Raw genomic sequence first — 23268 nt, forward strand, 5'->3', positions numbered from 1 at the left:
AGCAGATAGTGTTCCGATTTAGACAACAAGATCCGTCCATCCGTAACGGATTTTCTTCACTTTAGAGAGGTAAACCATTTTTTTTGCTTGTCGGTAAGTTGATATCCAATCCACCATACAGGTTACTATCACCACCGCCGAAACCTATTGGATCCTTGCTCGTCCATCGTCCCGTTTCCGCATCGTAATCTCTAAAACCAAACCGTGTTAACCCAGTGGAAGCCTCGTAGAGACCACCAGCATAACCAAATGGCTGGAAGCCAGGATGGGTATCCCGGGTGATGATACCGAACTCATCATAATCAAGCTGCTGGGCAACTTCGCCGGAGGCAACATTCACAATCAGACGCGGTGAGCCCAGATGGTCGGTGATATAGCGATAAAGCGCGCCATCCTTGACCATATAGTCCGGCACATGCCCCTGCGTGCCGTATACAAAGCGGCTCACCACATTATTGTCACCATCCAGTTCCGCGATGGGATTGAGCTGGTCGCCATACAGCCAGCCCTGCTGCAACACGCCGTTGACCTTTTTGCCAACGCGCCGGTTTTGACCGTCGATGACATACTCGATGACACTCGGCGTCTCTCCGGGCACAACCACCTTAAGCAAGTTACCCAATAATCGTATTCATACTGGGTGACCTCATCGCCACAGTGCTTACTCTTTAATTCGCCATTGGCCGTGTAGGCATAAGCGCACTCGCCATAAGAGAGCAAACGGTCTTGGTCGTCATAGCTTGCTAACAGGGGTGTCGTCTCGGCATCGGTCTGGGTTATCTTCGCGAGTCGGTTGCCATTGCTGTCGTATTGATAGCTAACCTTGGTATCCCCTCGTGTGACCTGGTCCAGCCGGCCTGCCGCATCATAGTGGAATCCCTCATCAGTGCTGATCCCCAATACCAACAGGGTACGAGATGTGATCCGACCTAACAGGTCGCGACTGTAACTGGCCGACAATAGGGAATTGCCATTGTAGCTATGCTGCTCTGCATCCGCTTCGCCATAGGCGTTGTTGCTGCGCGTCATGGTCAGGCTGCCTAACGTGGCTCCGGCGATCATCCCTGATTTTTGTGCTTCCCGCGTGATGGCTAATGCCCCCACCTGGGTCACCAGTCCATCCGCATCATAACTAACGTCGATACAATCGCCGTTTACGCACTGACGCTTCACAGCGAAGTCAGAGTTGTATTCCCAAGCCACCGCGCCACGGACTATTTTGCGCGCTGATCAACATTTCCGAGCTTTCAATAGTAGGCTGGAGAAATAGCACGCAATAAGAAATAGTGTTATTGCTAGGATCCACCTAAAAAATATGGGGTAGCATCAAGAAGATCCCCCCTGCCATCAGGTAATGTAATGGCAATTGAAAAAAAACAATTACACCAAAAATGAAAAATTCACATGCTGCAATCAAAAAACCAAAACGTAATTTTTTCAGTGTTATAAATAACTGAGCAGCTCCAAAAACCAAGATGAACAAGTTTAAATAGTTAAGTCCAATAATTATACACGACCGCAATGAAAAAATAATAACAGTCAAGCTTGCAAAAATTGCTAAAAGATCTTCGATCTTTTTATTTCTTAGCATTGCAATTATTTTTTCCATGAGCAACCTCCTGAGCCGCTACTGCTAGTAGTCTGATGAGTAATGATCCACAAGCGCATCATTTGCCCCTTCGTACCCTGCTGTTAATGCTCTAATGGATGCTGGGGAGTGCGTGCTTTCCCCCATTAAGTTTTCACCCAATCTCTTTGCTTGCCATACAGGGGCTGCAACCACTCCGAAAACAAACCACCGAACAGGAAGAAGAAATCCTGATCCCGTTGAAACAAATTCGTAATTAGTTAAGTAATTTTCCGCATCCCTTAAATCCTTTCCTTCCTGAGAAATCGCTTCCCAATTTCGTTTACGCGCTCTTCCATAAGTTTACCATGTGTAGCTCTAACATTATTGCAGTTGCCGGCCATCGCGTTATCAACAAGCCGTCTCGCTCCAGAACTCAGTAATCCAGATGGATCTACAAAACTCACCGGATTGTTGCCAACATAGGCATAGATTATTGGCCAATACACGAACTCAAAGCCCTGCAATCAGCTCAACGCTAACAATGCAAGCGTCCTTCCTCTTGACGCGAAACGGACCAACTAGTGCATCGTCTCCTTGCCATAGCACATTCCGTTTACTCTCACTAGCGACAGATTCAAAGTTTGCAACCGTCATGTTGCAAGTAGAAAGGGCACTATTCGCAATGCGCTGGAGGAAGTGCATTTCCTCTCTCTGCAACTTGATTTGCTCCTTCAAGCTGTCGACTTCCATTGCAGAGTCCACTCGATTGAACAAGAGAAACACCGAAGTTATGCCAAAAAATACGACAAGAACCATCATAAATATTTGCCTCATTTTGATCCTGCCTCCAATGCATCTTTTGCAAATGTGACGCAAACATTGAATTTGTTTTTGCCAAATGGGTTAATTGTGTAGGGATACTTGGCGACATTTTTTTGTCTATCCAACGCAAACTGAATTATCTTCCCAGCATCCGCATCTCTGTTGCATACAGAGTTTGGAAAGTTTCCTTTGCCAAACATGATGGATACAGTATTACTAACCGCCTTCCAGGACTCGTTTGTTGGCATTCCATCCTTGTCAAATTTTATTACTCCAACGTCGAATGGCCCCCTTACGTCTACATATTGTCCGCCATATCTACCAAAGTCGAAATATTGCGTTGCTCCAGTTTTGTTATCAATCGCAATGACTCCAGCATGGCCCAGCGGAAGACTGAAACCCATCCCTGTATCAACCTGATAACCACTGAAATATACCGCCGTACCTGCTAGGCCTGCTGGATCCACACTGCTTAGCGGATTTCCGCCGACATACCCATATAAATCACTATCCCCTCCGCTGAAATCTATTGGATCCTTACTCGTCCACCGACCCGAATCGGCATCGTAGTCTCTAAACCCAAATCGAGTTAACCCGCTGGAGGTCTCGTAAATACCCCCGGCATAACCAAATGGCTGGAATCCCGGATTGGTGTCCCGAGTAATCATGCCGAACTCGTCATAATCAAGCTGCTGGGCAACTTCGCCGGAGGCAACATTCACAATCAGACGCGGTGAGCCAAGATGGTCGGTGATATAGTAGTAAACGACCCCATCCTTGACCATATAGTCCGGCAGCAAGTTGTTTAGCTATCGCCAATAATAATAATAACAAGCAGACAAAAACCATGCTGGTGATATCACTATTATGGCCAGCCTATATTTTAACCCCGGCTTTTTCAAATGCTCTGGATTAAAAAGCCATTCGTTTGAAAAAACACTATCATGATGTTCGTTTTTTATATTATCAACCACACCAAACCAACATAAAATAGTGATTATAGATGGGATGATTAAAGTAAAAATCAACATGAAGTTCAATTGTCATCTCCTTTACGAAGGCAGGTCCCAACTGGCAGCAACCGGTGATGGACTTATACTTGCAGCTAGGCCAGAGTTAAAGCGCTCACACTTCATCTACTGATGACATGAACACAATGATGTCAGCAGATTGTTCATCCCAATCCTTCCATTCGTCACGAAGATGAAAATGTTCATATTTATCGGCGTGTTCCGCATCAAATTTGTCTGCACAGCGGAGTAGAAATCCAGCAATGTCCCTTAATGTATCCGCGGATGCCTGAATAGAAACCTCACAACACTTAATGGGCCCATCACCAGAGCTAATAGATTCCATGGAGTGACAGTATGCTTTCAATTTTTTCATTGTGCTTCCTTTGTTTTATGGTTTTTATTTTAAGGAGCGGAGAAATGACCAATGAAGGAAAAGTGACAAGAATTATTGTCACCCACCCCTTCAACAAGAGCAGGGGAAATAAAAACAAAAGAGGAATCACGTGATAATTGAAAAAAGTGAGAGTTCCGCATACTAAAAAAATCTAAAATAGAGCTTAAAATAAATGATGTGATTTGTGAGATCGTAACAATCGCGATGCATTTGAAGGCCTCTAATAACCTAGGGCCCACTTCAAACCAGATATAGACAAAGAACGACATGACCAAGCAAATAAAAATACTCACCATTAAGTATTCCTCATGATAAACCCCGAGTCTCCTGCCCATTTCACCCAAAAATAACCAATGCGTCAAAAATATTGACATCAATCCACATGTGCAATAATAGATCAATCCATTAGTTCTCATTTTTAATTCCTCTCAATGCATTGTCAAGATCTCTTGGCCACCCATGAATGCCGAGATCTTTAAATGTGTACAGAAAGTCGGTGATATAGCGGTAAACAACCCTATCCTTGACCATATAGCCCGGCACATACCCTATTGGTTGGATAATTCTCCTTCCAATCACCATAACGATCGATTTTAAAACGGGAAGTGCCGCCGTCACTGCTCGTCGTGAACGTCTGACAGCTTGAGTAAACTGAACTGCCTGAGGAGGTGAGCGCTACCGCATTCCAACTACCTGCTGTCCCGCGAAAATACCACTCGCCAAGAACGTGCGTACTTATCAAGACCAGAGCAATCAACATCCAGATGCGATTCATCGTGAGAAGTCCTTTTCAATCTTCATGAAAGGGCACAGCCATTCTGCTTTGCCAAAATGAGAGCACGCCCTGTGCTCTCAATAGGCGGCGAGGCTTTTATGAGGCGCCACCGCAAGATGGATCCGGACGAACCTAGCTCCATATAAGTCCCGCGAGTTTACACGACTTAACCAGTTAAGTGTCAATCTTTACGGTGTGTGAGTGTTCAAGGAAATCGGTTTCACTCACCACCACAGCGCATCCCCAACAGTTGATAACAACACAGCTGGTTGATAAGAAAATCCCATCGCTAATGACGGCTTTTGCGAAAAACTTCCCGCTGACCCATACGTCAGGCCCTGTCGCGGATCTCTGTAATGATTTGCAGAATAAGAAAGCCAATCTATAGGGGGATACTTAGGGTACTAGCTCAAGGATTTACGAAGAAAAGTCTTGATAAGCTTTCTGATTCACAAGGAGAAAATGAATTATCAGGCTGATGTCCTGAGCCCGGAGCCGGACCTGAACCCGGCCGCCGTTGCCAGCGCTCAATTTGAAATCCTGATTGGTTCCCTGACAATCAACAACGTGCACGCTATTGCCAATCAATTCCCCGGGGTATTGGCAATTGATGTGCTCCTAATTGATCTTACAGTCAGAGAGGCTAAGTCAAAGATCTAAGCAAGAGCGCCAACTACAACACTTACCCCCAAAAAACAAAAAACCCGCCGAGGCGGGTTCTTCTTTATATAAGGGCAACACGCTTACGCCAGGGTGATGCGGGCGAACTTGCGCTTGCCCACCTGCCAGACGGCGGTGCCGGCGGTCACCTGCAGCTTGCCGTCGGTCACCACCTCGCCATCACACTTGACGGCGTTCTGCTTGATCATGCGCAGGGCCTCGGAGGTGGTGGCCACCAGGTTGGCATCCTTGAGCAGGTTGGCCACCGCCAGTCCCTCGGCGCCGGCGGCCAGGGTCAGCTCCGGCATCTCGTCCGGAATGGCGTTCTTGGAGAAGCGCTGGGTGAAGTCCTCGTGGGCCGCCTCGGCCGCCGCTTGGTCGTGATAGCGGGCGATGATCTCCTTGGCCAGCCAGATCTTCACATCCCGCGGGTTCAGGCTCTGATCCGCCACCCCGGCCTTGAAGCCGTTGATCTCCGCCAGGGGGCGGAAGGAGAGCAGCTCGTAGTAGCTCCACATCAGATCATCACTGATGGACATGATCTTGCCGAACATCTCGCTGGGGGCGTCATGCACGCCTATGTAGTTGCCGGCGGACTTGGACATCTTCTTCACGCCGTCGAGGCCCACCAGCAACGGCATCATCAGCACACACTGGGTGGCCATGCCGGCGTCTTTTTGCAGCTCGCGGCCCATCAGCAGGTTGAACTTCTGATCGGTACCGCCCAGCTCCACGTCCGCCTTCAGGGCCACCGAGTCATAGCCCTGCAGCAGGGGATAGAGGAACTCGTGGATGGCGATGGACTGGCCGCCGGCGTAGCGCTTCTTGAAGTCGTCCCGCTCCAGCATGCGGGCCACCGTCTGCTTGGCCGCCAGCTTGATCATGCCGGTGGCGCCCAGCTCCTTGAGCCAGCTGGAGTTGTATTCGATGCGGGTCTTGGCCGGATCCAGGATCTTGAACGCCTGCTCGGCGTAGGTCTTGGCGTTTTCCTGGATCGCTTCTTCAGACAGGGGCGGCCGGGTGGCGTTCTTGCCGGAAGGGTCCCCCACCAGGGCGGTGAAGTCGCCGATCAGCAGGATCACCTCGTGGCCGAGATCCTGAAAGGTGCGCAGCTTGTTGAGGATGACGGTGTGGCCCAGGTGGATATCCGGTGCGGTGGGATCCATGCCCAGCTTGATGCGCAAGGGACGCCCCTCTTTGAGCTTGGCAATCAGCTCCTCCTCCACCAGTATCTCTTCGGCGCCGCGCTTGATCTCCGCCAGCGCGGTTTCCAGCTGGGACATGATTTCTACTCCGTCAAATTGATAAAAAAACCCGTCCATATTACGGCAATGGCACGCCCCTTGGAAAGACTGTAAACTGGGCGCCGTCTTCTCGCCTTCACCTCTTTTTACAACGAGACCGCCCCTTTCCCATGGCTTTCTGGCACTCCCTTACCCTGCTTCCCACCTGGCACCGTCGCCTCATACTGCTGCTGGGCGGCCTGATCCTGCTGTTGCTGCTCTGGCCGCTGGAGAAGGTGGAAGCCACCCGGGCCACCACGGCCCTGCCCCAAACCAAGCCCGCACCTGGCCATCGCCTCGGCGAGGTGGAGGCCAATGAGCCGGACGAGGCGCCGCCGGGCCTGCAGGGCGAGACCTTCAAGGTGCGCAGTGGCGACAATCTGGCTGAGCTGTTTCAGCGCGCCGGCTTCGATCCCGCCACCCTGCACCAGGTGCTGGACTCTGGCGAAGAGGTGGAGAGCCTGATCCGCCTGAAGCCCGGCGAGGAGATCACCTTCTACCAGAATGACGAGGGCGCCCTGCAGGCCCTCTCCTACCCCATGGGGCTGGACGAGATCCTCTGGGTCGAGCAGGCCCGGGACGGCTTTGCCTGCCGGGTGGAGAAGATCAAGCTAGAGCGCCACCAGCAGATCGCCCAGGGCACCATCGACAGCAGCTTCTGGGAGGCGGGCCAGGCGGCCGGCCTCAACAACAGCCTGATCCTGGGGCTGGCCAACATCTTTGCCTGGGACATCGACTTCGCCCAGGATCTGCAGCCCGGCGACAGCTTCAGCCTGATCTACGAGGAGCTGTACCGGGATGAGGAGAAGCTGAGCACCGGCAAGATACTGGCGGCCGAATTCATCAACCAGGGGCAGCGCTACCTGGCGGTACGCCACCGGGATGGCCACTACTACAGCCCCCAGGGCAAGGCCATGCGCAAGGGCTTCCTGCGGGCGCCGGTGAACTTCCGCTACATCACCTCCAACTTCAATCCCAGACGCAGACACCCGGTGACGGGCCTGGTGCGCCCCCATAACGGCATCGACTACGGCGCTCCGGTGGGCACCCCCATCATGGCCGCCGGCGATGGTGTGGTGCAGGCCAGCAGCTACAATGGCCTCAACGGCAACTTTGTCTTCATCCGCCACAGTGGCCGCTACACCACCAAGTACCTGCACCTGAGCAAGCGGGAGGTCAAGGTGGGACAGAGGGTCAAGCAGGGGCAGATCATAGGCCGACTGGGGGGAACAGGAAGGGTGACCGGTCCCCACCTGCATTACGAATTCCTGGTGGACGGGGTGCACAAGAACCCCAAAACCGTCCCGCTGCCGGAAGCCACCCCGCTCTCCGGCCAGCCACTGAACGACTTCAAGCTGCGGGCCCACAGCCTGCTGGCCCGCCTGGCCCTGGTTGAACCCAGTCGCCTGGCCCAGGCCCGGACCGCGGAGGATAACTAACCCATGGAGCTCTATATCGGCCTGATGTCCGGCACCAGCATGGATGGCATAGACGCCGCCCTGGTGCAGTTCGACGGCGACACCCCCACCCTGTTGGCCACCCACGGCCAGCGCTGGCCGGTCCCGGTGGTGAACCGGTTGCATGAACTCTGTACCCCGGGGGCCAACGAGATAGACAGGCTCGGCCGCATGGATCAGTTGGTGGCCATTCACTTTGCCCAGGCGGTGAAGGCGCTGCTGGCCAAGGGGCCCTATCGCCCCGAGCAGATCCGCGCCATCGGCTCCCACGGTCAAACCATACGTCACCGTCCCGAACAGGGCTTTACCCTGCAGATCGGCCACGGCGCCCGCCTGGCGGTGGAAACCGACATCGACGTGATCTGCGATTTTCGCATGAAGGACGTGGCCCTGGGCGGCCAGGGGGCACCTCTGGTGCCCGCCTTCCATCAGGCGGTGTTCGGCGCGCCGGGCAAGCTGCGCTTCATCCTCAACATCGGCGGCATCGCCAACATCTCTGTGCTGCCGGGCCGGGACGATCAGGTGCTGGGCTTCGACACGGGCCCGGGCAACACCCTGATGGATCTGTGGTACCGCAAGCACAAGGGCGGCAGCTACGACCCGCAGGGCAGCTGGGCCGCCAGCGGCTTTGTCAGTGAGGACTTACTGGGGCGCCTGATGAAGCACCCCTTCCTGGCCCAGTCTGCCCCCAAGAGCACGGGCCGGGAGACCTTCACCCTGGCCTGGCTGGAGCTGTTTTTGGCGGAGCGCCCGCCCCTGCGGCCCGAGGATGTGCAGCGCACCCTGCTGGAGTTCACCGCCCGTACCATAGTGGATGCCCTGCTGCCCCAGGCCGAGGGCCAGGCGGCGGAGCTGTTTATCTGTGGCGGCGGCATCCACAACCGCGCCCTGATGCTGCGGCTGTACGAGATGTTGCCCGGCTGGCAGCTGGACAGCACCGAAGCCCTGGGGCTGCACCCAGACTGGGTGGAGGCCATCGCCTTCGCCTGGCTGGCCAAGTGCTTCGTCAACCGGCAGGCCGGCAACCTGCCGGCGGTCACCGGCGCCAAGCGCCCGGCCATCCTGGGCTGCCTCTATCCGGCCGAGTAGCCGTCAAACACCACAGGTTGCAAAAAGGCGCCGTATGGCGCCTTTTTCATGCCCACTACGGGACAAAACCCGGGCTACAACTGGCCGATGGCCCAGCTGACGAAGCGCTTGCGCAGGGCGGGATCCGCCTGCAGGAACAGCTGCTGCAGCTCGGCCTCGCTGACCGTCCCTGCCTTGGCAGCGGACGCAGCGGGGGTGGCGGCGGCCGCCACGGCCATGGTCGCCGTCACCGCCTGACCGCTAGCCCCACGGGCCGAGGCCAGCGCCACCTGCTCCTCCAGCAGCGCCTGGTAGTCGGTGCCCAGCACGAAGCCCTTGAGGGGCACCGGCTGCTGGGCCAGCAGCTGGCCCCCCTCCCCGGTCAGCGTCACCTGGGGCGCCTTGGCAAAGGCGGCCATGGCCTTACCATCGGCCAGGGCCGGATCCAGGATCTGCAACTGACCATCGCCCTGGATCTGCAGCCGCAGCCACTGGGGCGCGGAGTGATGGGTCTCGTCGAATTCGCTGTTGCTGCGCGCCGGGATCACCCCCTCGTAGCGCACCAGCAACTGATACTCACCCGGAGCCAGCGCCACCCCATGGCTGGCAAAGCTCTGGCGTGGCATCAGGGCCAGCAACTGCCAGGAATCGGCCAGCTGTAACTGGGCCGCCTGACTGGCCAGGGTCATACCGCTTAATAACAAGGCCCACACTAACCGCATCGTCTATTTCTCCTTAACTCCCCCACACCGGGGGACTGCAAACCGTCCGAGGATACGCCGACAAGATGACAGTTTTATCTCAGCCCGCCGGAGCGTGCAAATCGCCATAAAAAAGCCGGGGCTAGGCCCCGGCAAGCGCTTTGACGTGGATGGAATTTAGAACTGGGTGTTGAAGCTGGCGTAGTAACGCCGTCCCTCCAGGTTGAAGTCGGTGGAGGCGGTGGGCTCCAGGGTCTTGTCGGTCAGGTTCAACACCCCAAAGCCCAGGGTGGTGCTGCGGGTCACCCGGTAGTTGGTCCCCAGATCGAAGGTGGTGTAGCCGCCGTTCTTCACCATGTTGGACCCCGAGGTGGGCACAGAGGTGTACTGGGCGCCGGTGTAACTCACGCCGGCAAAGCTCTTGAGGCTGTCGCTCACCGCCCAGTTGAGAGTGGCGTTGGCTTCGTGCTTGGGTCGGTAGACCAGGGGCAGGTCGTAGTCGTAGCTCTTGTTGGTGGCGTCCAGGTAGGTGTAGTTGGCGTTCATGTCCCAGCGCGGACCGAAGCGATAACGCCCGGTCAGCTCCACCCCCTTGGTCTCGACCCGGGCGACGTTCTGGTATTCGAAGATGGGCCGGCCATCGGCCAGGAAGCCGACGAAGTTGTCGTAGGAGGGCGCCAGCGTCACATCCTTGGTGCGGCTGGTGATATCGATCATGTCCTTGATATCGTTGTAGAACAAGGTGATGCCGCCGCCCCAGTTGCTGTAGTCGGCCAGCAGGCCCAGCTCATAGCTGTTGGAGGTCTCCGGCTTGAGATCTGCGTTGCCGATGATCCAGCAGCCGGCGGTGGCGCTGCCGCAGGAGGCGGAGCCCCAGTTCGGGCTGTTCTGCAACAGGGTCGGCGCCTTGAAGGCCTGGCCCCAGCCCCCCTTCACCACCCAGTGGTCGTCCAGCAGCCAGTTGAGGTAGGCCCGCGGGCTCAGGTGGCTGCCGAAGTTCTCATGCTTGTCCAGCCGGGTCCCCAGGGTGAGGATCAGATCGTCCCGCAGGCCGATGCCATCCTCGGCAAACAGGGCAAACTGGGTGACCGACTCGCTGCCCGACGTCTCAGTGTCGCTGCCCGGCAGGCCGACAAAGCTGCTGGGATCGTCCAGGGACTGATAGCGCCACTCGCCCCCCAGGGTCAGCAGCTGGTTGGCGGTCTCCAGCGGCAGATCCACACTGCCGTTGAACAGCAGGTTCTGCGCCTTGTTGGGGTTGCTCCCGCCGTTGACGTTGCCCGTCTTGTTCTTGGTCTGATCCGCCTGCACGCTGAACTTGCTGTCGCCGAAGCCCCACTGGCCGTCGTGCCGAATTTCCCCGGCCACCCGCTCCAGTTGCTGGAAGTCGTGGTAGCGGTCGCTGTAATCCAGGGTGGTGGTGAGCCGCTGGTTGGGTGCCGCCTGCCAGCTCAGCTTGCTGCCCACCGACTTATCGCGCATGGCATCCAAGCCATCCACGCCGGAGGCGTTGATGTCATCATCGTCCGCCTCCCGCTCCGCCAGGCTGCCATACAAGGCGAGCCCCAAGCCGTCGGTGAGCTTACCGGCGGTGTAGAAGCTGCCCTGGCCGGCATCGCCAGCCTTGCGGTTTTCCGAGATAGTGGTGTTGCCCTGGATACTGGTGTGCCACTCGTCCGGCACCGCCTTGGTGATGATGTTGATCACCCCGCCCATGGCATCGGAGCCATAGAGGGAGGACATGGGGCCCCGCACCACCTCGATACGCTCTATGGCCTCCAAGGGGATCCAGCCGGTATCGAAGTCGTTGCCGCGGAACACGCCCGTGGTGGAGTCGATGCGGCGGCCGTCCACCATCATCAGCACATAGGCGCTGTCCAGACCGCGCATGACGATAGTGTCGCGGTTGCCGCTGCGCTTGACGGACAGGCCCGCCTCTTTCTTCAGCACCTCGGTGAGATCCCGCACCGGCTCCTTGGCCAGCTGTTCGCTGGTGATGACGGAAACGGTGGCCGGCGCCGTGGCCAGGGTTTGTTCGGTATTGGAGGCGGTCACCACCACGGAGGCCAATTCGGAAGCGGTGTCGTCGTCGGCCAGGGCGGGCGCCCCGTAGATCAGGCCCAGCAGCACGGCGGCCACCGGGGTCATTGAGGGTTGTTGGATCCGCATGGTTAAAATCCTTTTATTGTTAATGATATTGGTTATCATTATTGATTTTAACCAGAAGCGGCCCTCGAAACAATCCATTTGCGAGTGATTATCACTTACTATTGATCCAGGGTCGCGCCGCCATCCACCCGTAGATCATGCAAGGTGATCTGTGCCGCCTGCTCAGACAGCAAGAACAGCACAGCATCCGCGACCTGTGCAGGCTGGCACAGACGACCCAAGGGGATGCCGAGGCGATAATCCGCCAGGGAGCCCTCAATCACGCGGGCCGGGCCTGACTCATCCTGCCAGAGCTGACGCTGCATCCGGGTATCCGTAGAACCCGGCGACACCAGATTGCAGCGCACCCCCTGGCCCGCCAACTCCAGCCCCAGGGTGCGCATCCAGGAGAGCGTGGCCGCCTTGCTGGCGCCATATGCCGCCATCTGCACCCTGGGTGTCCGCCCGGCGTTCGACCCCACCGTCACTATGGCGCCGCCGCCGCGGGCCGCCATCCGGCCCCCCACCGCCTGGGACAGAAAAAATGGCCCATGGGTGTTCACGGCAAAGCTGTGTAGCCACTGCTCCGGGGTCAACGACAAGGCCGACGCCATGGCCAGCACACCGGCCACGTTCACCAAGTAATCGATGGGGCCCCAACAGGCCTCCAATTCCGCCACCCGAGGTGCCAACTCCTGCCACTGCGCCATATCGACCTCGGCCACCTGCAAGCCTGCCCCGGCATGCCGTTCGCTGAGCCCATCCAAGGCGCGTTTATCCCGATCCCAGACCATGACCTGTCGCCCTTCGGCCAGCAGCGCCGTCACCACTGCCTCCCCTATGCCTTGCGCGCCACCCGTCACCAGCACCCGTTCGCCACGCCATTGCCAGCGGTTCATACCCGGATCTCCGACCGTTGCCCCAGCACAGGCACCACCACGGGTGAGCCATCCCCCGGCGCAGTCAAGATCTGGGCCTGCACATCATACAGGGCCGCCACCCGCTCGGGGGTCAGCACCTCGGCCGGCTTACCCGCCGCCACCAGTTGGCCGTCCCGCATGGCCACCAGTACATCGGCGTAGCGCGCCGCCGCCATCAAGTCGTGCAGCACCATGATGATGGCGCGCCCCTGACGGCTGAGGCGGTGCACCAGCTCCATCACCTCCAGCTGATGCCCCAGATCCAGCATGCTCACCGGCTCATCCAGCAACAGCAGATCTGCCTGCTGGGCCAGGGCCAGGGCCAACCAGGCCCGCTGCCGCTGGCCACCGGAGATGGCCTCCAGCCGCCGATCCGCCAGCTCGGAGAGATCCGTGTCGGCCAGGGCCTGCTCCACCGCCGCCTCGTCGGCCGCCGACCACTGGCGGAACAAGCCCTGGTGAGGATGACGGCCATAGGCCACCAGATCCCGCACCCTGAGTCCATCGGGCGCCAGCGGGCTTTGCGGCAGGTAGGCGATGCGCCGGGCCAGGGCCCGGGGGCTGAAATCGGTCAGGGGGGTACCATCGAGCCGGATCTCGCCTTGCTGGGGCGGTAACTGGCCCGCCAGGGACTTGAGCAGGGTGGACTTGCCGCAGCCATTGGGACCTATGAGGATCATCAATTGGCCGGCAGACAGACTGAGGGATAGGCGTTTTACGATGAGCCTGTCATAGCCCAGTTGCAGTTCAGACACCTCAAGTTGCATGGCTTACTCCTTGTCGGGGGGCGCCTGCCAGAGCAGCCACAGCAAGAAGGGCCCCCCAAGCAGGGTACAGATAACACCAACCGGCAGCTCACCCTGGGGCAGTATCACCCGTCCCAGGGTATCGGCCAGCATGACGGTGGCGCCGCCCAGCAGGGCGCTGCGCACCAGGGGCAGTCGGGTGCCCGGCGCCAGGCGCTGCAGTATCACCGGCGCCATCAGAGCCACGAAGGCGATGGGGCCCGCCAGGGCGGTGGCCAGCCCCGCCGAGGCCGCCGCCAGCAGCAGGGCCAGCCAGCGCAACGGCAGCAGGCGCACCCCCAGGCTGCGAGCCAGGGCCGGCTCAAACCGCAACAGGGTCAGGGGCTGCCCCAGCCAGCGCGCCAGGGGCAATAAGACAGCCAGGCCCAGGGACACCTGCTGCACCGCCGACCAATCCCGGCCCAGCAGGCTGCCCAGGCTCCAGGTGTAGACGCTGGCCGCCTGATGCAAAGGCAGCTGGGTTATCACCATCTCGCCGGCGGCCCGCAGGGCGATCCCCAACCCCAGCCCCATCAGTACCAGGCGATGCCCCTGCAAGCCCCGACCACACAGCAGCAACAGCAACAGCAGGGTCACACTGGCCCCCAACCCGGCCAGCAGAGCTCCCCCCAACAAGGGGGAGTTGCCCAGCCAGAGCCCCGCCAGCACCGCCAGCAGGGCGCCGTGATTGATGCCCAGCAGATCCGGGGTGGCCAATGGATTGCGGGCCACCGCCTGCAGCAACGAGCCCGCCAGGGCCAGCACGGCGCCAACCCCCAGTCCGGTCAAGAGCCTCGGCAGGCGGATGTCCCACACCAGCAGGCGTAACCAGGGCTCGGCCTCGCCGCGCCACAGGCTCAGCAGATCCGCCGGCACCAGCCAGGTATCCCCCGCCATCAGGCACAATCCCAGCAGCAGCAACAACAGGCCCAGGCCCGCCAGCGCCGCCAGCCCTGGCCCGAGGGGCAGACGCAGACTCATGCCCCCCTGTCGCCAGACAAGTCCGGCGGTCCGACTCTGATACCACATGGAAAATCCTTAATGTCTGAGGCCGGGCTACCAGTGCAGCCGGGCGCGCCACACGAGGGCGATGAGCACGGGGGATCCGAGCAGGGCCAGCAGCAGGCTCACCGGCAGATCGTAGGGCCGCAGCACCAGGCGGGCGGCGATGTCCGCTGCCAGCAGCAGCAGGCCACCAAACCAGGCACTCAGGGCCAAACGGGGCAACAGGCGCGGCCCCAGCAGGGCATGGGCGCACAGGGCCCCCAGCAAACCGATGAGCAGCAAGGGACCGGCCACCGCCACGGCACTGCCGGCCAGCCAAGCCACCAGGGCGCTGACCAGCAGCCGGATAAGGCCGGGCCGATAGCCCAGGGCGCGGGCACTCTCCTGGCCCAGCTGCAGGGCGCAGAGCGGCCTGGCCAGGACCCAGGCCAGCAGGCCGCCGATGAGGGCAAAGCCGGCCAGCCAGATCACCATGGGCCAGCGGATCCCCACGAGGGATCCCAGTACCCAGAAGCGGTACTGGTCATAGGCATTCTGATCGAACAGCAAGAGCACTGAGGTGATGCCCTGGAAGGTGGCGGAGAGGGCGGCGCCGGCCAGGATGAGGCGCAGAGGCGAGGCCCGGGGGCCCGCCCGGCGCAAGAGCAGCAGTATGCAAGCGTTGCCCAGCAGGGCGCCGGCCATGGCCCAGGGGAAATAATCCAACGGCAGCACTATCTGGCCGCAGAACAGCCCCAGCACCACCCCCAGGGCCGCCCCGCCGTTGATGCCCAACAGGCCGGTTTCCGCCAATGGATTACGGGTGGCCGTCTGCAGCAGGGTGGCGGCCAGCCCCAGCAAGGCGCCGATAAGCCAGGCTCCCAGGGTGCGGGGCCAGCGCAACTGGCTCATCACCAATTGCAGATCCGCCGGCACCGATCGGCCCAGCAATCCGTCCAGCGCCTGTGCCATAGTCCACTCCCCGGCCCCGCACAGCAGCGACAGCAACATCAGGCTGGCAGGGGCCAGCACGAGAACCCCGGTCAGCAGCCAGGGCCTCCCGGCCAACGACATGGCCGGCGAACAGGTCAGCGTTTGACTCACGGTGTGGCGCCATCCAGGGCAGCCGCCAGATCCTGCTGCACGCCGAGGGCCGCCAGCGGGCCGCCGTTACTGGTCCACATGGAACCGTCCATCAGCACCAGATGGCCCGCCTGTACCGCCTTCAGGCGGCTAAACAGCGGCTGGCTCGCCAGCTGGGCCAGGGTCTGGGCCTGCTGTCCCTTGGGATCCAGCACCCCCATGAACAGCCAGTCGCCATCCAGGCTGGAGAGGGCCTCCAGGCTCAGGGGCGGCGAATGCATGACCCCGGGCACCTGCTGGGCAACAGGTCGGCTGAGACCGGCATCCCGCGCCACCAGGCTGGCGAAGCTGTCGGCCTGCATGAAACCGGGCCCCTTGGGATCCCAGCGCACTATGCTGATCTGCCGATCAGAACGACCTGCCCAGCGGGCCTGCAAGGCGCCAGCCCGGGCCTGATATTCTGCCAGGAAGGCCTGGGCGGTCTCCTCCCGGCCCAGCCAACCGGCCAGGCGGCTGAACACCTCCTTCCAGGGCTCACCAAACTTGCCGATGAACAGGGTCGGCGCCACCTGGGATAGCTGAGCCAGGATCCGCGGATCCAGCACACTGCTGGTGAGGATCAGATCCGGTCGCACCTGGATGAGTTTGTCCAGGGAGGGCTGGCTGAACAGGCCCACCAGGGGCAGGCTGCTCACCGGTTGGCCATCGGGCAGCCGCTGGCTCTGCAGGTAGTGAGCCACCCCCAGCTGGCCACGTCCGGCGGTGGTAGCCACCGGCTGTATCCCCAACGCCAGCAGACAATCCAGATCCAGCTCCCCCAGGGCCACGATGCGCTGGGGCTGGGCCGGCAGGCTGACGCTGCGCCCCAGGGCATCGGTCACCTGGATCAGCTCGGCGGCATGCAGCCGGCTCTGGCAGGCATGGGCCACCAGCACCCCCAGCATCAGGGTAAAGACCCCCAACTTGCGCCACTTCTTCATACCAAATCCTCCGCCAGGGCGGCATCCATCAGCCGGTGCCGCTCGGCATGAAACCCCTCTTCACTGTGGGCCAGCTGCCAGAAGGGGATGGTGTAGCTGTGGGGCCGCGCTATGAGCCCCAGCCCCTTGAGATGACGCCGGGCCTGTTGCAAGGCACCGGCCTCCCCGGCCAGAGTGACGCACACCGGCTCGCCGGGCGCCGCGCACTGGGTCAGGGCCTGACTCCAGGCCGACTGGGCCGGGCTGGTATCCGTCAGCCAGTGCAACCGGATGCCGGGCGGCGCCACCAGCGGCTGCCGATCCGCCTCGCTGGGCACGCTGATCCAGGCCTCCCCGCGGGCGCGCTGCGGCAGCCGAGCCAGCAGGGCCGAGAGCATGGGCAGGGCGGTCAGATCGCCCCCCAGCAGTTGATAGCGCTCTAGCGCCAGCCAGGGCAGCGCCGGCCCGGGGATGCCGAAGCCAAGACGGGCGCCGACGGGGGCATGGGCGGCCCAGTTGGCCGCCGGCCCCGGTGACGTGTGACGCACAAAATCGATGGCCAGGCGCTGGCCGTCGAAGGCGGCAATGGTATAGGTGCGTACCCAGGGCTTGGCGGTAGGATCGGCCCAGCGCATCCCCTGGCCATCCCAGTGGGGCAGTTGCGGCTCATCCTCCCCAGGTTGGGGGAACATCAGCTTGACGTGGGCCCCGGCGCAATCGGCGGGCAACAGGGCCAGGGCCTCCCCCCGCAACCAGAGGCGGATGAGATGTGGGCCAAGGGCCACGCGCTCGGCCAGCCAGAGGTGATGACAGCGTGGGCTGCCGGATGGAACTTGAGTCATTAAGGCCTCCTGAGACACAGCAGGGTGTCGCTTACCTATAGCTTAATGATAACGATTATCAGTTATCTTGTACACCCAGACGTTGCAGCTGTTGCTGCAATGCCTCCCCGGCATCGATAGGCAGCGCCCGGGCCCGACACCAGATCTCACGGCGCCAGGTGCCATCCGCCAGCCAGTCGGCCGGCAATTGCTGCCGGCGGGGCAAGTCTCCCAGATCGAGATAGCCGTCGGTCAATTCCCCCAGGCACCGGCTACTGGGCAGCCGTGGATGCAGCTGGCCGAAGATCCGCTGTGCCAATGGGGTGCCCGCCAGATGACAGAGGCGCGGCCCCTGTCCTTGCCCCTCGCTCAGGGCATGCAAGACCGCCGGATCTGCGGTGAAGTGCGGCCAGATAAAGTAGATCTGCTCCCCCAGCTGGCGCGCCAGCCGCGCCCCTAGTGGGTCCAGGATGTGGTGGGCCAGCTGGGGTTGGGATTCGCCAAGCCTACGCAGGTGGAAGGCGCCGAACAGCAGCAGCGCCCGCCGCCCCGGTGCCAGCACCTGCCGCTGCACGCAGTGGTAGTAGTCGTCTTCACGCCGAGCCAGGGCCCGCTGCCAGGCTTGCGCCAGATCGGGGGCCTGCCAGTCAAAGGGCGCCTCGGCCAGACAGATCCGGATCCGCCGCCGGGCGGGCCGGGCCTGATTGAGCTGACGCAGACAGCCCAACAGACGCAGGTAGGCCGGGTGGCTCCAGGTCAGGCTGAAGAGGGCATCCTGCAGCACGGCCTGCAGGGCCGCCCCGCTCACCGCCTCGCCGGCCAGGTAGGCATCCAGCACGGCCTGATGGCGGCCATTGCCAAACTCCACCACCAGGGTATCCAGCAGGTCGGCATGTCCGGGCGTTGCCAGCCAGTCGCACAGCCAGTCGTAGGGTTGGCCGGTCCAGTGCACCTCACCCAGGGCGACGATCTGGTGCTGGGCCAATCGGGCCGCCAGCGCCTCACCGGCCGGTAGCCAGGGCAAATTCATGAGGCCACCTGCCTCAGCGCAGTCAGCGGGGCATAGCCCAGCGCCTGGCCCAGCTGTTCCCCAATCTGGCTCAGGGGGCCGGCTTTGATCATGTGCTGGTGCTGACAGGCGATGTCGTGCTGCAGGATCCGCCCCCCGACATAGGGCTGCCAGTCCAGCGGCGACAACCAGGTTTCGCTGCGGGGCAGGGCCGCATTGAAGAACAGCAGATCCCCGTCAAAACGCAGGTGCGCCGTGCCGGTAAACAGCCGCCGATTATTGATCACCACCGCCACGAAGGCCGCCAGGTGGCGCGCCTCCAGACAGGCCAGGGCACTGTCCGGTTGCAGCAGCCGCTCGAACACGGCGTCCCGCTGCCAGGGGCCAGACCACTGATTCTCATCCAGGCTCGCCATCCGCAGCAGCGCCTGACAGATCTCCTGCTCCTCAGGCGCCGGCAACTGGCGCCATTGATCGCTGGGATAGGCATCCAGCAGCCCAAGCAGCTCCACCTGCTCCCCCTGCTGTTGCAGCAGGCAGGCCAGGTGGTGGGCTATCATGCCGCCGATGGACCAACCGATGAGGCGGTAGGGCCCGGTCGGCTGGATCTGACGCAGCTGGGCCAGATAATCCAGGGCCATGGCGGTCATATCCTGTGGCAGATCCTCGCCATCCCGTAGGCCGCGGGCCTGCAGACCATAGAGGGGGAGATGGGTGGGCAGAACCTTGAGCAGTGGCGAATAGCACCAGCTGATCCCCCCCGCCGGGTGCACACAGAACAGGGGGCGCTCCGCCGGATCCCCGCGACGCAGGCAGAACAGGACCCCCAGGCCATCGTCATCGTCCTGGCCCGTACCGGTCAGTTGACGCGCCAGGGCCGCCGGCGTCGGATGCGCAAACAGCTGGGCCAGCGTCAGGCTCTGAGCCCCCTGCTGACGCAACTGGCTGATCAGCCGGGCCGCCAGCAGGGAATGCCCACCATTCAAGAAGAAATGCTCATCCGGCCCGACACTGTCACGGCCCAGGATCTCGGCAAACGCCCGGCACAGCGCGGCCTCCTGTTCACTGGCCGGCGCCCGGCCATCGGACGAGCCATAGGTGGGGGCCGGCAGCGCCCGTCGATCCAACTTGCCGTTGGCAGACAGAGGCAAGGCCGCCAGCCAGACGAAGGCCGACGGCACCATGAACTCAGGCAACACGGCCGACAGGGCCGCACGCACCGCCTCGTCGTCCAGGGTAGCCTGCCGCGCCACCAGATAGGCCACCAGTCGCTGATCGCCGGGTCTATCTTCCCGTGCCAGCACCGCCACCTGGGCCACGGCCGGCAGCGCCGCCAGCTGATGCTCCACCTCCCCGAGCTCCATACGCTGGCCGCGGATCTTCACCTGGAAATCGCAGCGTCCCAGATAGAGCAGGGCACCATCCGCCCGCCAGCAGGCCAGGTCGCCGGTGCGATACAGGCGCGCCCCCGGCTGCAGGGGATGAGGCACAAAGCGCTCCGCCGTCAGCTCGGGTTGGAACAGATAGCCCTCGGCCAAGCCGGTACCGCCCAGATAGAGTTCGCCACAGGCGCCGGCAGGCAGGGGTTGCCCCAGGGGATCCAGCACCAGGCACTCCAGGTTGTCGATGGGACGACCTATGGGCACCTCGGTCTCGTGCCGGGCGCAAGGCCAGTAGGTCACATCCACCGCGGCCTCGGTCGGGCCATAGAGGTTATGCAGCGCCAAGGCGGGCAGCCGGCGCAGTGTCTCCTGCGCCACCGTGGCCGGCAGGGCCTCCCCGCTGCAAAACAGCAGCCGCAGACTGCCACAGGAGCCCAACTCCCCCTCCTGCAGGAACAAGGCCAGCATGGAGGGCACAAAGTGCAGGCAGCTGATGGCCTCCCGACCGATGAGCTGACTCAGATACCCAGGATCCTTATGCCCGCCCGGTCGTGCCATCACCAGGGCGGCGCCGGTCTGCAATGGCCAGAAAAACTCCCAGACCGAGACATCAAAGCCCGATGGGGTCTTCTGCAGCACCCTGTCCCCCTGGGCCAGCGGATAGGCTCGCTGCATCCACAGCAGACGATTGACGATGGCCGCCTGCCCCACCACCACCCCCTTGGGTCGACCGGTGGATCCCGAGGTGTAGATGACATACGCCGGCAGTTGCCCCGCCTCGGGGGCCGGCGCGGGATTATGACTGGGGGCCATGGCTAGCGCCTGCTCCACCGCCGGATCCCCCAGACGCAACTGGGGGGTGTCCGCTTCAGGCAACACAGGCTGCCGGGCAAACTGGATCAGCAGCCGGGGGGCACTGCGGGAGAGCATGTCCTGCAGGCGGGCCGGAGGATAATCCGGATCCAGGGGCAGGTAGGCGGCCCCACACTTGTGAATCGCATGCAGGCTGATCACCAGCTCCAGGCTGCGCGGCAGCGCCACTGCCACCCGATCCCCCGCCGTCACCCCCTGGGCCAGCAGCAGGTGCGCCAGTCGATTGATGGCCTCGTTGAGCTGCCGGTAGCTCAGACGCTGGTCTTCATAGACCAGGGCCTCGGCATCCGGGGTGCGAGAAACCTGTGCCTCAAACAATTGGCTCAGGCTGACTGGCGGCACAGGCCGGCTGGCGCCCTGCCAACTGGCCTGCTCGGCCCAATCCTCGGCCAGCAGCCAGGGCAGGGTCGCCACCAGTTGGCCGGCCGGCGCTGCGCAGGCCTGCTGCACCAGCTGGGCAAACCGGGCCTGATGACGCGCCAGCAGGGCTTGGTCATAACGCTTAGGATCCGCCTCCCAGCGGCAGAGCATCCCCTGGGCATCGGGCGTGAAGAACAGCGCCAGATCTGGCACCGGGCCGCTGGCCAGGGTCTGCTGACGCAAGGTGAGCGCCCCCCAGCGCAGATCGGCAGTGAAGGGCAGGAAATTCAGTTGCGGCCCAAAGGGCGCCTCCTGCCCCTCGGCAACCGAGGGACACAGTCGCAACAGCGCCTCGTAACGCCACTGCTGATGCCGCCGCAACGCGCTCAACCCCTGGCGCACCTGCGCCGCCAGCTGCGCCAGGGTCAACCCCGGCGCAAATTGCACCCGCAGCGGCAACAGGTTCACCTTGACGCCGGCGCTCTGCAGACTCACGGCATCCCGTCGACACATCTGAGGCAGGCACAAGCTCAGGGCCGCCTCCCCACTCCAGCGGTGCAGATAGAGGGCAAACAGGGCACACAACCACTCCTGCTCTCCCAGACCATAGCCGGCGGCAGTATCCACAATGCGTTGCCACAGGGGCCCCTCCCAGCGCTGCTGCAGAACAAGGGGCTCATCGCCCCCAAGCCCTGTTCCCCCCGCGGCGGCGGTCAAGGCGGCCGGCATTGGCCAGTCGGCCATCTGCGCCTGCCAGTAGGTGCTGTCTGCTTGCGCCTGATCCGATGCCAGATAGGCCTGTTCCTGCGCCAACAGCAGCGCCAGCGCCGGCTGGCGGCTGGCGGGCCAGGCTGCGCCCTGACACGCCGCCAGATACAGCCGCCCCAGGGACTGGATCAGGAGGCCATAGCCATAACCATCCAACACCAGGTGATGGGCGGCCAGCACCAGGCCCCAGGATCGCTCCCCCAGTCGCGCCAAACCCAAACGTATCCAGTCCTCGCCCTCAGGCGGATAGGGAGCCCGGATCAGCTGCCGCGCCCAGGCCTGCCCGGCCAGGAGCGGATCGGACGCCCCACGAAAATCTGCCGCTTGTACCTTGGGGGCCGGTCGCCCTGACGGCCGCTGCCTCGGCACCCCCTGGTGTTCGGTAAAACACAGGGTCAGGCTGGGCGTCTGCCGCCACAACTGCTCCAGCGCCGCCGACAGTGCCGCCGGATCCAGATCTCCCTCTATGGTCAGCCACTCCCCTGTGTTGAAGTCCAGGCGCTGCGGCGCCTGCTGCATGGCAAACCAGATCCCCTGTTGGGCCTGGGTCAGGGCGAGCCACTCAGACATGGGCCACCTCCTGGGCGAGGAGTCGCCACCATCCCGCCACCGTGGGCTCCTCGGCCAATTGCGCCAGACTGAGCTGAACGCCGGCGCGCTGCCAGCGCCCCAGCCAGCCCATGACACGGATGGAGTCGAGCCCCCACTCCAGCAGATCGTCCTGCCAACCCAGCTGCTCAGGCGGGATCCCCAAGATCTGGGCCAGGAGCGCCCGCAGCGCCTCGGCAGACTCCGGCAGGGCAGCCGGCCAGGCCGACAGCACCTGGTCCGTGGTCGGTATCCGCCCGCAGCGCTTGGCGACATAGTCCAGGGCCAGACGGTGTTCTTCGGCGGAGAAGTCCGCTATCCCATCGGCCAGCACGAAGGGCTGTATATCCTGCATGAATGCATCGCAGGCGCTCATCAGCACCCCGATATGGCCATAGACACCCCCGATCACCAGTTGATCCCGGCCCCATTGGCGCATTTTTTCCCGCAGCTCGCTGCGGACAAAGGCGCTGTAGCGCCACTTGGTCAATACCAGATCCTGGGGGGCGGGTGCCAGGCAGGACACGATGGCGCTGGCCTCAGGACGGGCCGGCAGTCCGGGCCCCCACATGTCGGTCAGCAGGCCGCGCTCCTCGGCGGACTGCTGGGCCGGCTGGGCCGTGTAAACCACCGGGATCCCCAGCTGGCGGGCACGGGCCACCAGGGCCTGCAGATGGGCCAGCAGAGACGGGATCGGCGCCAGGTCGGCATCGTAAAAGTCGAGGAAATAGTCCTGCATGTCGTGGATCAGCAAGACGCTGCGGGCCGGGTCCAGGCGCCAGTCAACCCGCTCGCTGGCGCAAGCGGTCGGCATCTCATAGGCGGCAATGGTAGGTATCGTCATC

The 23268-nt window shown here is 61.8% G+C and carries 19 protein-coding genes; 3 read left to right on the plus strand and 16 right to left on the minus strand.

The features are described from left to right. Nucleotides 1-61 precede the first annotated feature (61 nt). The 4 genes from ABHF91_RS12575 to ABHF91_RS12590 form a co-directional block, all read right to left on the minus strand. Nucleotides 62-622: an RHS repeat domain-containing protein gene (locus ABHF91_RS12575; RefSeq protein WP_409420617.1), complete on the minus strand. Its 561-nt coding sequence runs from the start codon at nt 620-622 to the stop codon at nt 62-64. Between the two features lie 684 nt (nt 623-1306). Next, on the minus strand, nt 1307-1609 hold the full coding sequence (locus ABHF91_RS12580; protein WP_409420618.1) for a hypothetical protein: 303 nt from the start codon (nt 1607-1609) through the stop codon (nt 1307-1309). A 791-nt stretch (nt 1610-2400) separates the two neighbouring features. Continuing rightward, entirely contained in the window at nt 2401-3192 is a 792-nt protein-coding gene (locus tag ABHF91_RS12585; protein WP_409420619.1) for an RHS repeat domain-containing protein, read from the minus strand. A 325-nt stretch (nt 3193-3517) separates the two neighbouring features. Further along, on the minus strand, nt 3518-3778 hold the full coding sequence (locus ABHF91_RS12590) for a hypothetical protein (RefSeq protein WP_409420620.1): 261 nt from the start codon (nt 3776-3778) through the stop codon (nt 3518-3520). A gap of 1258 nt (nt 3779-5036) precedes the next feature. Here ABHF91_RS12590 and ABHF91_RS12595 point away from each other — a divergent pair. Next, a complete protein-coding gene (locus ABHF91_RS12595; protein WP_409420621.1) occupies nt 5037-5234 on the plus strand; it encodes a hypothetical protein in 198 nt (65 codons plus the stop codon). A gap of 83 nt (nt 5235-5317) precedes the next feature. On the opposite strand, the gene tyrS is transcribed toward ABHF91_RS12595, so the two are convergent. After that, the gene (gene tyrS, locus ABHF91_RS12600; RefSeq protein ID WP_409420622.1) at nt 5318-6517 is read right to left on the minus strand and encodes a tyrosine--tRNA ligase; all 1200 of its coding nucleotides are present in this window, start codon (nt 6515-6517) and stop codon (nt 5318-5320) included. A 131-nt stretch (nt 6518-6648) separates the two neighbouring features. On the opposite strand from tyrS, the gene ABHF91_RS12605 reads away from it, so the two are divergent. Further along, nucleotides 6649-7956, plus strand: coding sequence for a peptidoglycan DD-metalloendopeptidase family protein (locus ABHF91_RS12605; RefSeq protein ID WP_409420623.1), 1308 nt, complete (start codon nt 6649-6651; stop codon nt 7954-7956). 3 nt (nt 7957-7959) lie between these two features. After that, nucleotides 7960-9063 (plus strand): anhydro-N-acetylmuramic acid kinase, encoded by a 1104-nt coding sequence (locus ABHF91_RS12610; RefSeq protein ID WP_409420624.1) that lies wholly within the window; start codon nt 7960-7962, stop codon nt 9061-9063. A gap of 74 nt (nt 9064-9137) precedes the next feature. Here ABHF91_RS12610 and ABHF91_RS12615 read toward each other — a convergent pair whose 3' ends face one another. The 11 genes from ABHF91_RS12615 to ABHF91_RS12665 all read right to left on the minus strand — a co-directional run bounded on the left by ABHF91_RS12615 (nt 9138) and on the right by ABHF91_RS12665 (nt 23267). After that, nucleotides 9138-9764 carry a DUF2057 family protein gene (locus tag ABHF91_RS12615; RefSeq protein ID WP_409420625.1) on the minus strand — a complete coding sequence of 209 codons (627 nt, stop codon included), beginning with the start codon at nt 9762-9764 and terminating at the stop codon, nt 9138-9140. A 156-nt stretch (nt 9765-9920) separates the two neighbouring features. Then, a complete protein-coding gene (locus ABHF91_RS12620; RefSeq protein ID WP_409420626.1) occupies nt 9921-11912 on the minus strand; it encodes a TonB-dependent receptor domain-containing protein in 1992 nt (663 codons plus the stop codon). A 98-nt stretch (nt 11913-12010) separates the two neighbouring features. Next, a complete protein-coding gene (locus tag ABHF91_RS12625) occupies nt 12011-12790 on the minus strand; it encodes a 2,3-dihydro-2,3-dihydroxybenzoate dehydrogenase (protein ID WP_409420627.1) in 780 nt (259 codons plus the stop codon). After that, a complete protein-coding gene (locus ABHF91_RS12630) occupies nt 12787-13578 on the minus strand; it encodes an ABC transporter ATP-binding protein (RefSeq protein WP_409420628.1) in 792 nt (263 codons plus the stop codon). The genes ABHF91_RS12625 and ABHF91_RS12630 overlap by 4 nt, the downstream gene beginning before the upstream one ends. 3 nt (nt 13579-13581) lie before the next feature. Next, on the minus strand, nt 13582-14625 hold the full coding sequence (locus tag ABHF91_RS12635) for a FecCD family ABC transporter permease (protein ID WP_409420629.1): 1044 nt from the start codon (nt 14623-14625) through the stop codon (nt 13582-13584). Nucleotides 14626-14652: 27 nt separating this feature from the next. After that, nucleotides 14653-15684 carry a FecCD family ABC transporter permease gene (locus ABHF91_RS12640; protein WP_409420630.1) on the minus strand — a complete coding sequence of 344 codons (1032 nt, stop codon included), beginning with the start codon at nt 15682-15684 and terminating at the stop codon, nt 14653-14655. After that, the gene (locus ABHF91_RS12645) at nt 15681-16643 is read right to left on the minus strand and encodes an iron-siderophore ABC transporter substrate-binding protein (protein WP_409420631.1); all 963 of its coding nucleotides are present in this window, start codon (nt 16641-16643) and stop codon (nt 15681-15683) included. The genes ABHF91_RS12640 and ABHF91_RS12645 overlap by 4 nt, the downstream gene beginning before the upstream one ends. Continuing rightward, nucleotides 16640-17464, minus strand: coding sequence for a siderophore-interacting protein (locus tag ABHF91_RS12650; protein ID WP_409420632.1), 825 nt, complete (start codon nt 17462-17464; stop codon nt 16640-16642). The genes ABHF91_RS12645 and ABHF91_RS12650 overlap by 4 nt, the downstream gene beginning before the upstream one ends. 58 nt (nt 17465-17522) lie before the next feature. Then, nucleotides 17523-18473, minus strand: coding sequence for a hypothetical protein (locus ABHF91_RS12655; RefSeq protein WP_409420633.1), 951 nt, complete (start codon nt 18471-18473; stop codon nt 17523-17525). After that, entirely contained in the window at nt 18470-22405 is a 3936-nt protein-coding gene (locus tag ABHF91_RS12660; protein ID WP_409420634.1) for an amino acid adenylation domain-containing protein, read from the minus strand. Before ABHF91_RS12660 ends, ABHF91_RS12655 begins: the two co-directional genes overlap by 4 nt. Continuing rightward, nucleotides 22398-23267, minus strand: coding sequence for an isochorismatase family protein (locus ABHF91_RS12665; protein ID WP_409420635.1), 870 nt, complete (start codon nt 23265-23267; stop codon nt 22398-22400). The genes ABHF91_RS12660 and ABHF91_RS12665 overlap by 8 nt, the downstream gene beginning before the upstream one ends. Nucleotide 23268 lies beyond the last annotated feature (1 nt).

Origin of the sequence: Pseudaeromonas aegiceratis (assembly GCF_046254905.1) — a bacterium.
Taxonomy (GTDB): Bacteria; Pseudomonadota; Gammaproteobacteria; order Enterobacterales; family Aeromonadaceae; genus Pseudaeromonas; species Pseudaeromonas aegiceratis.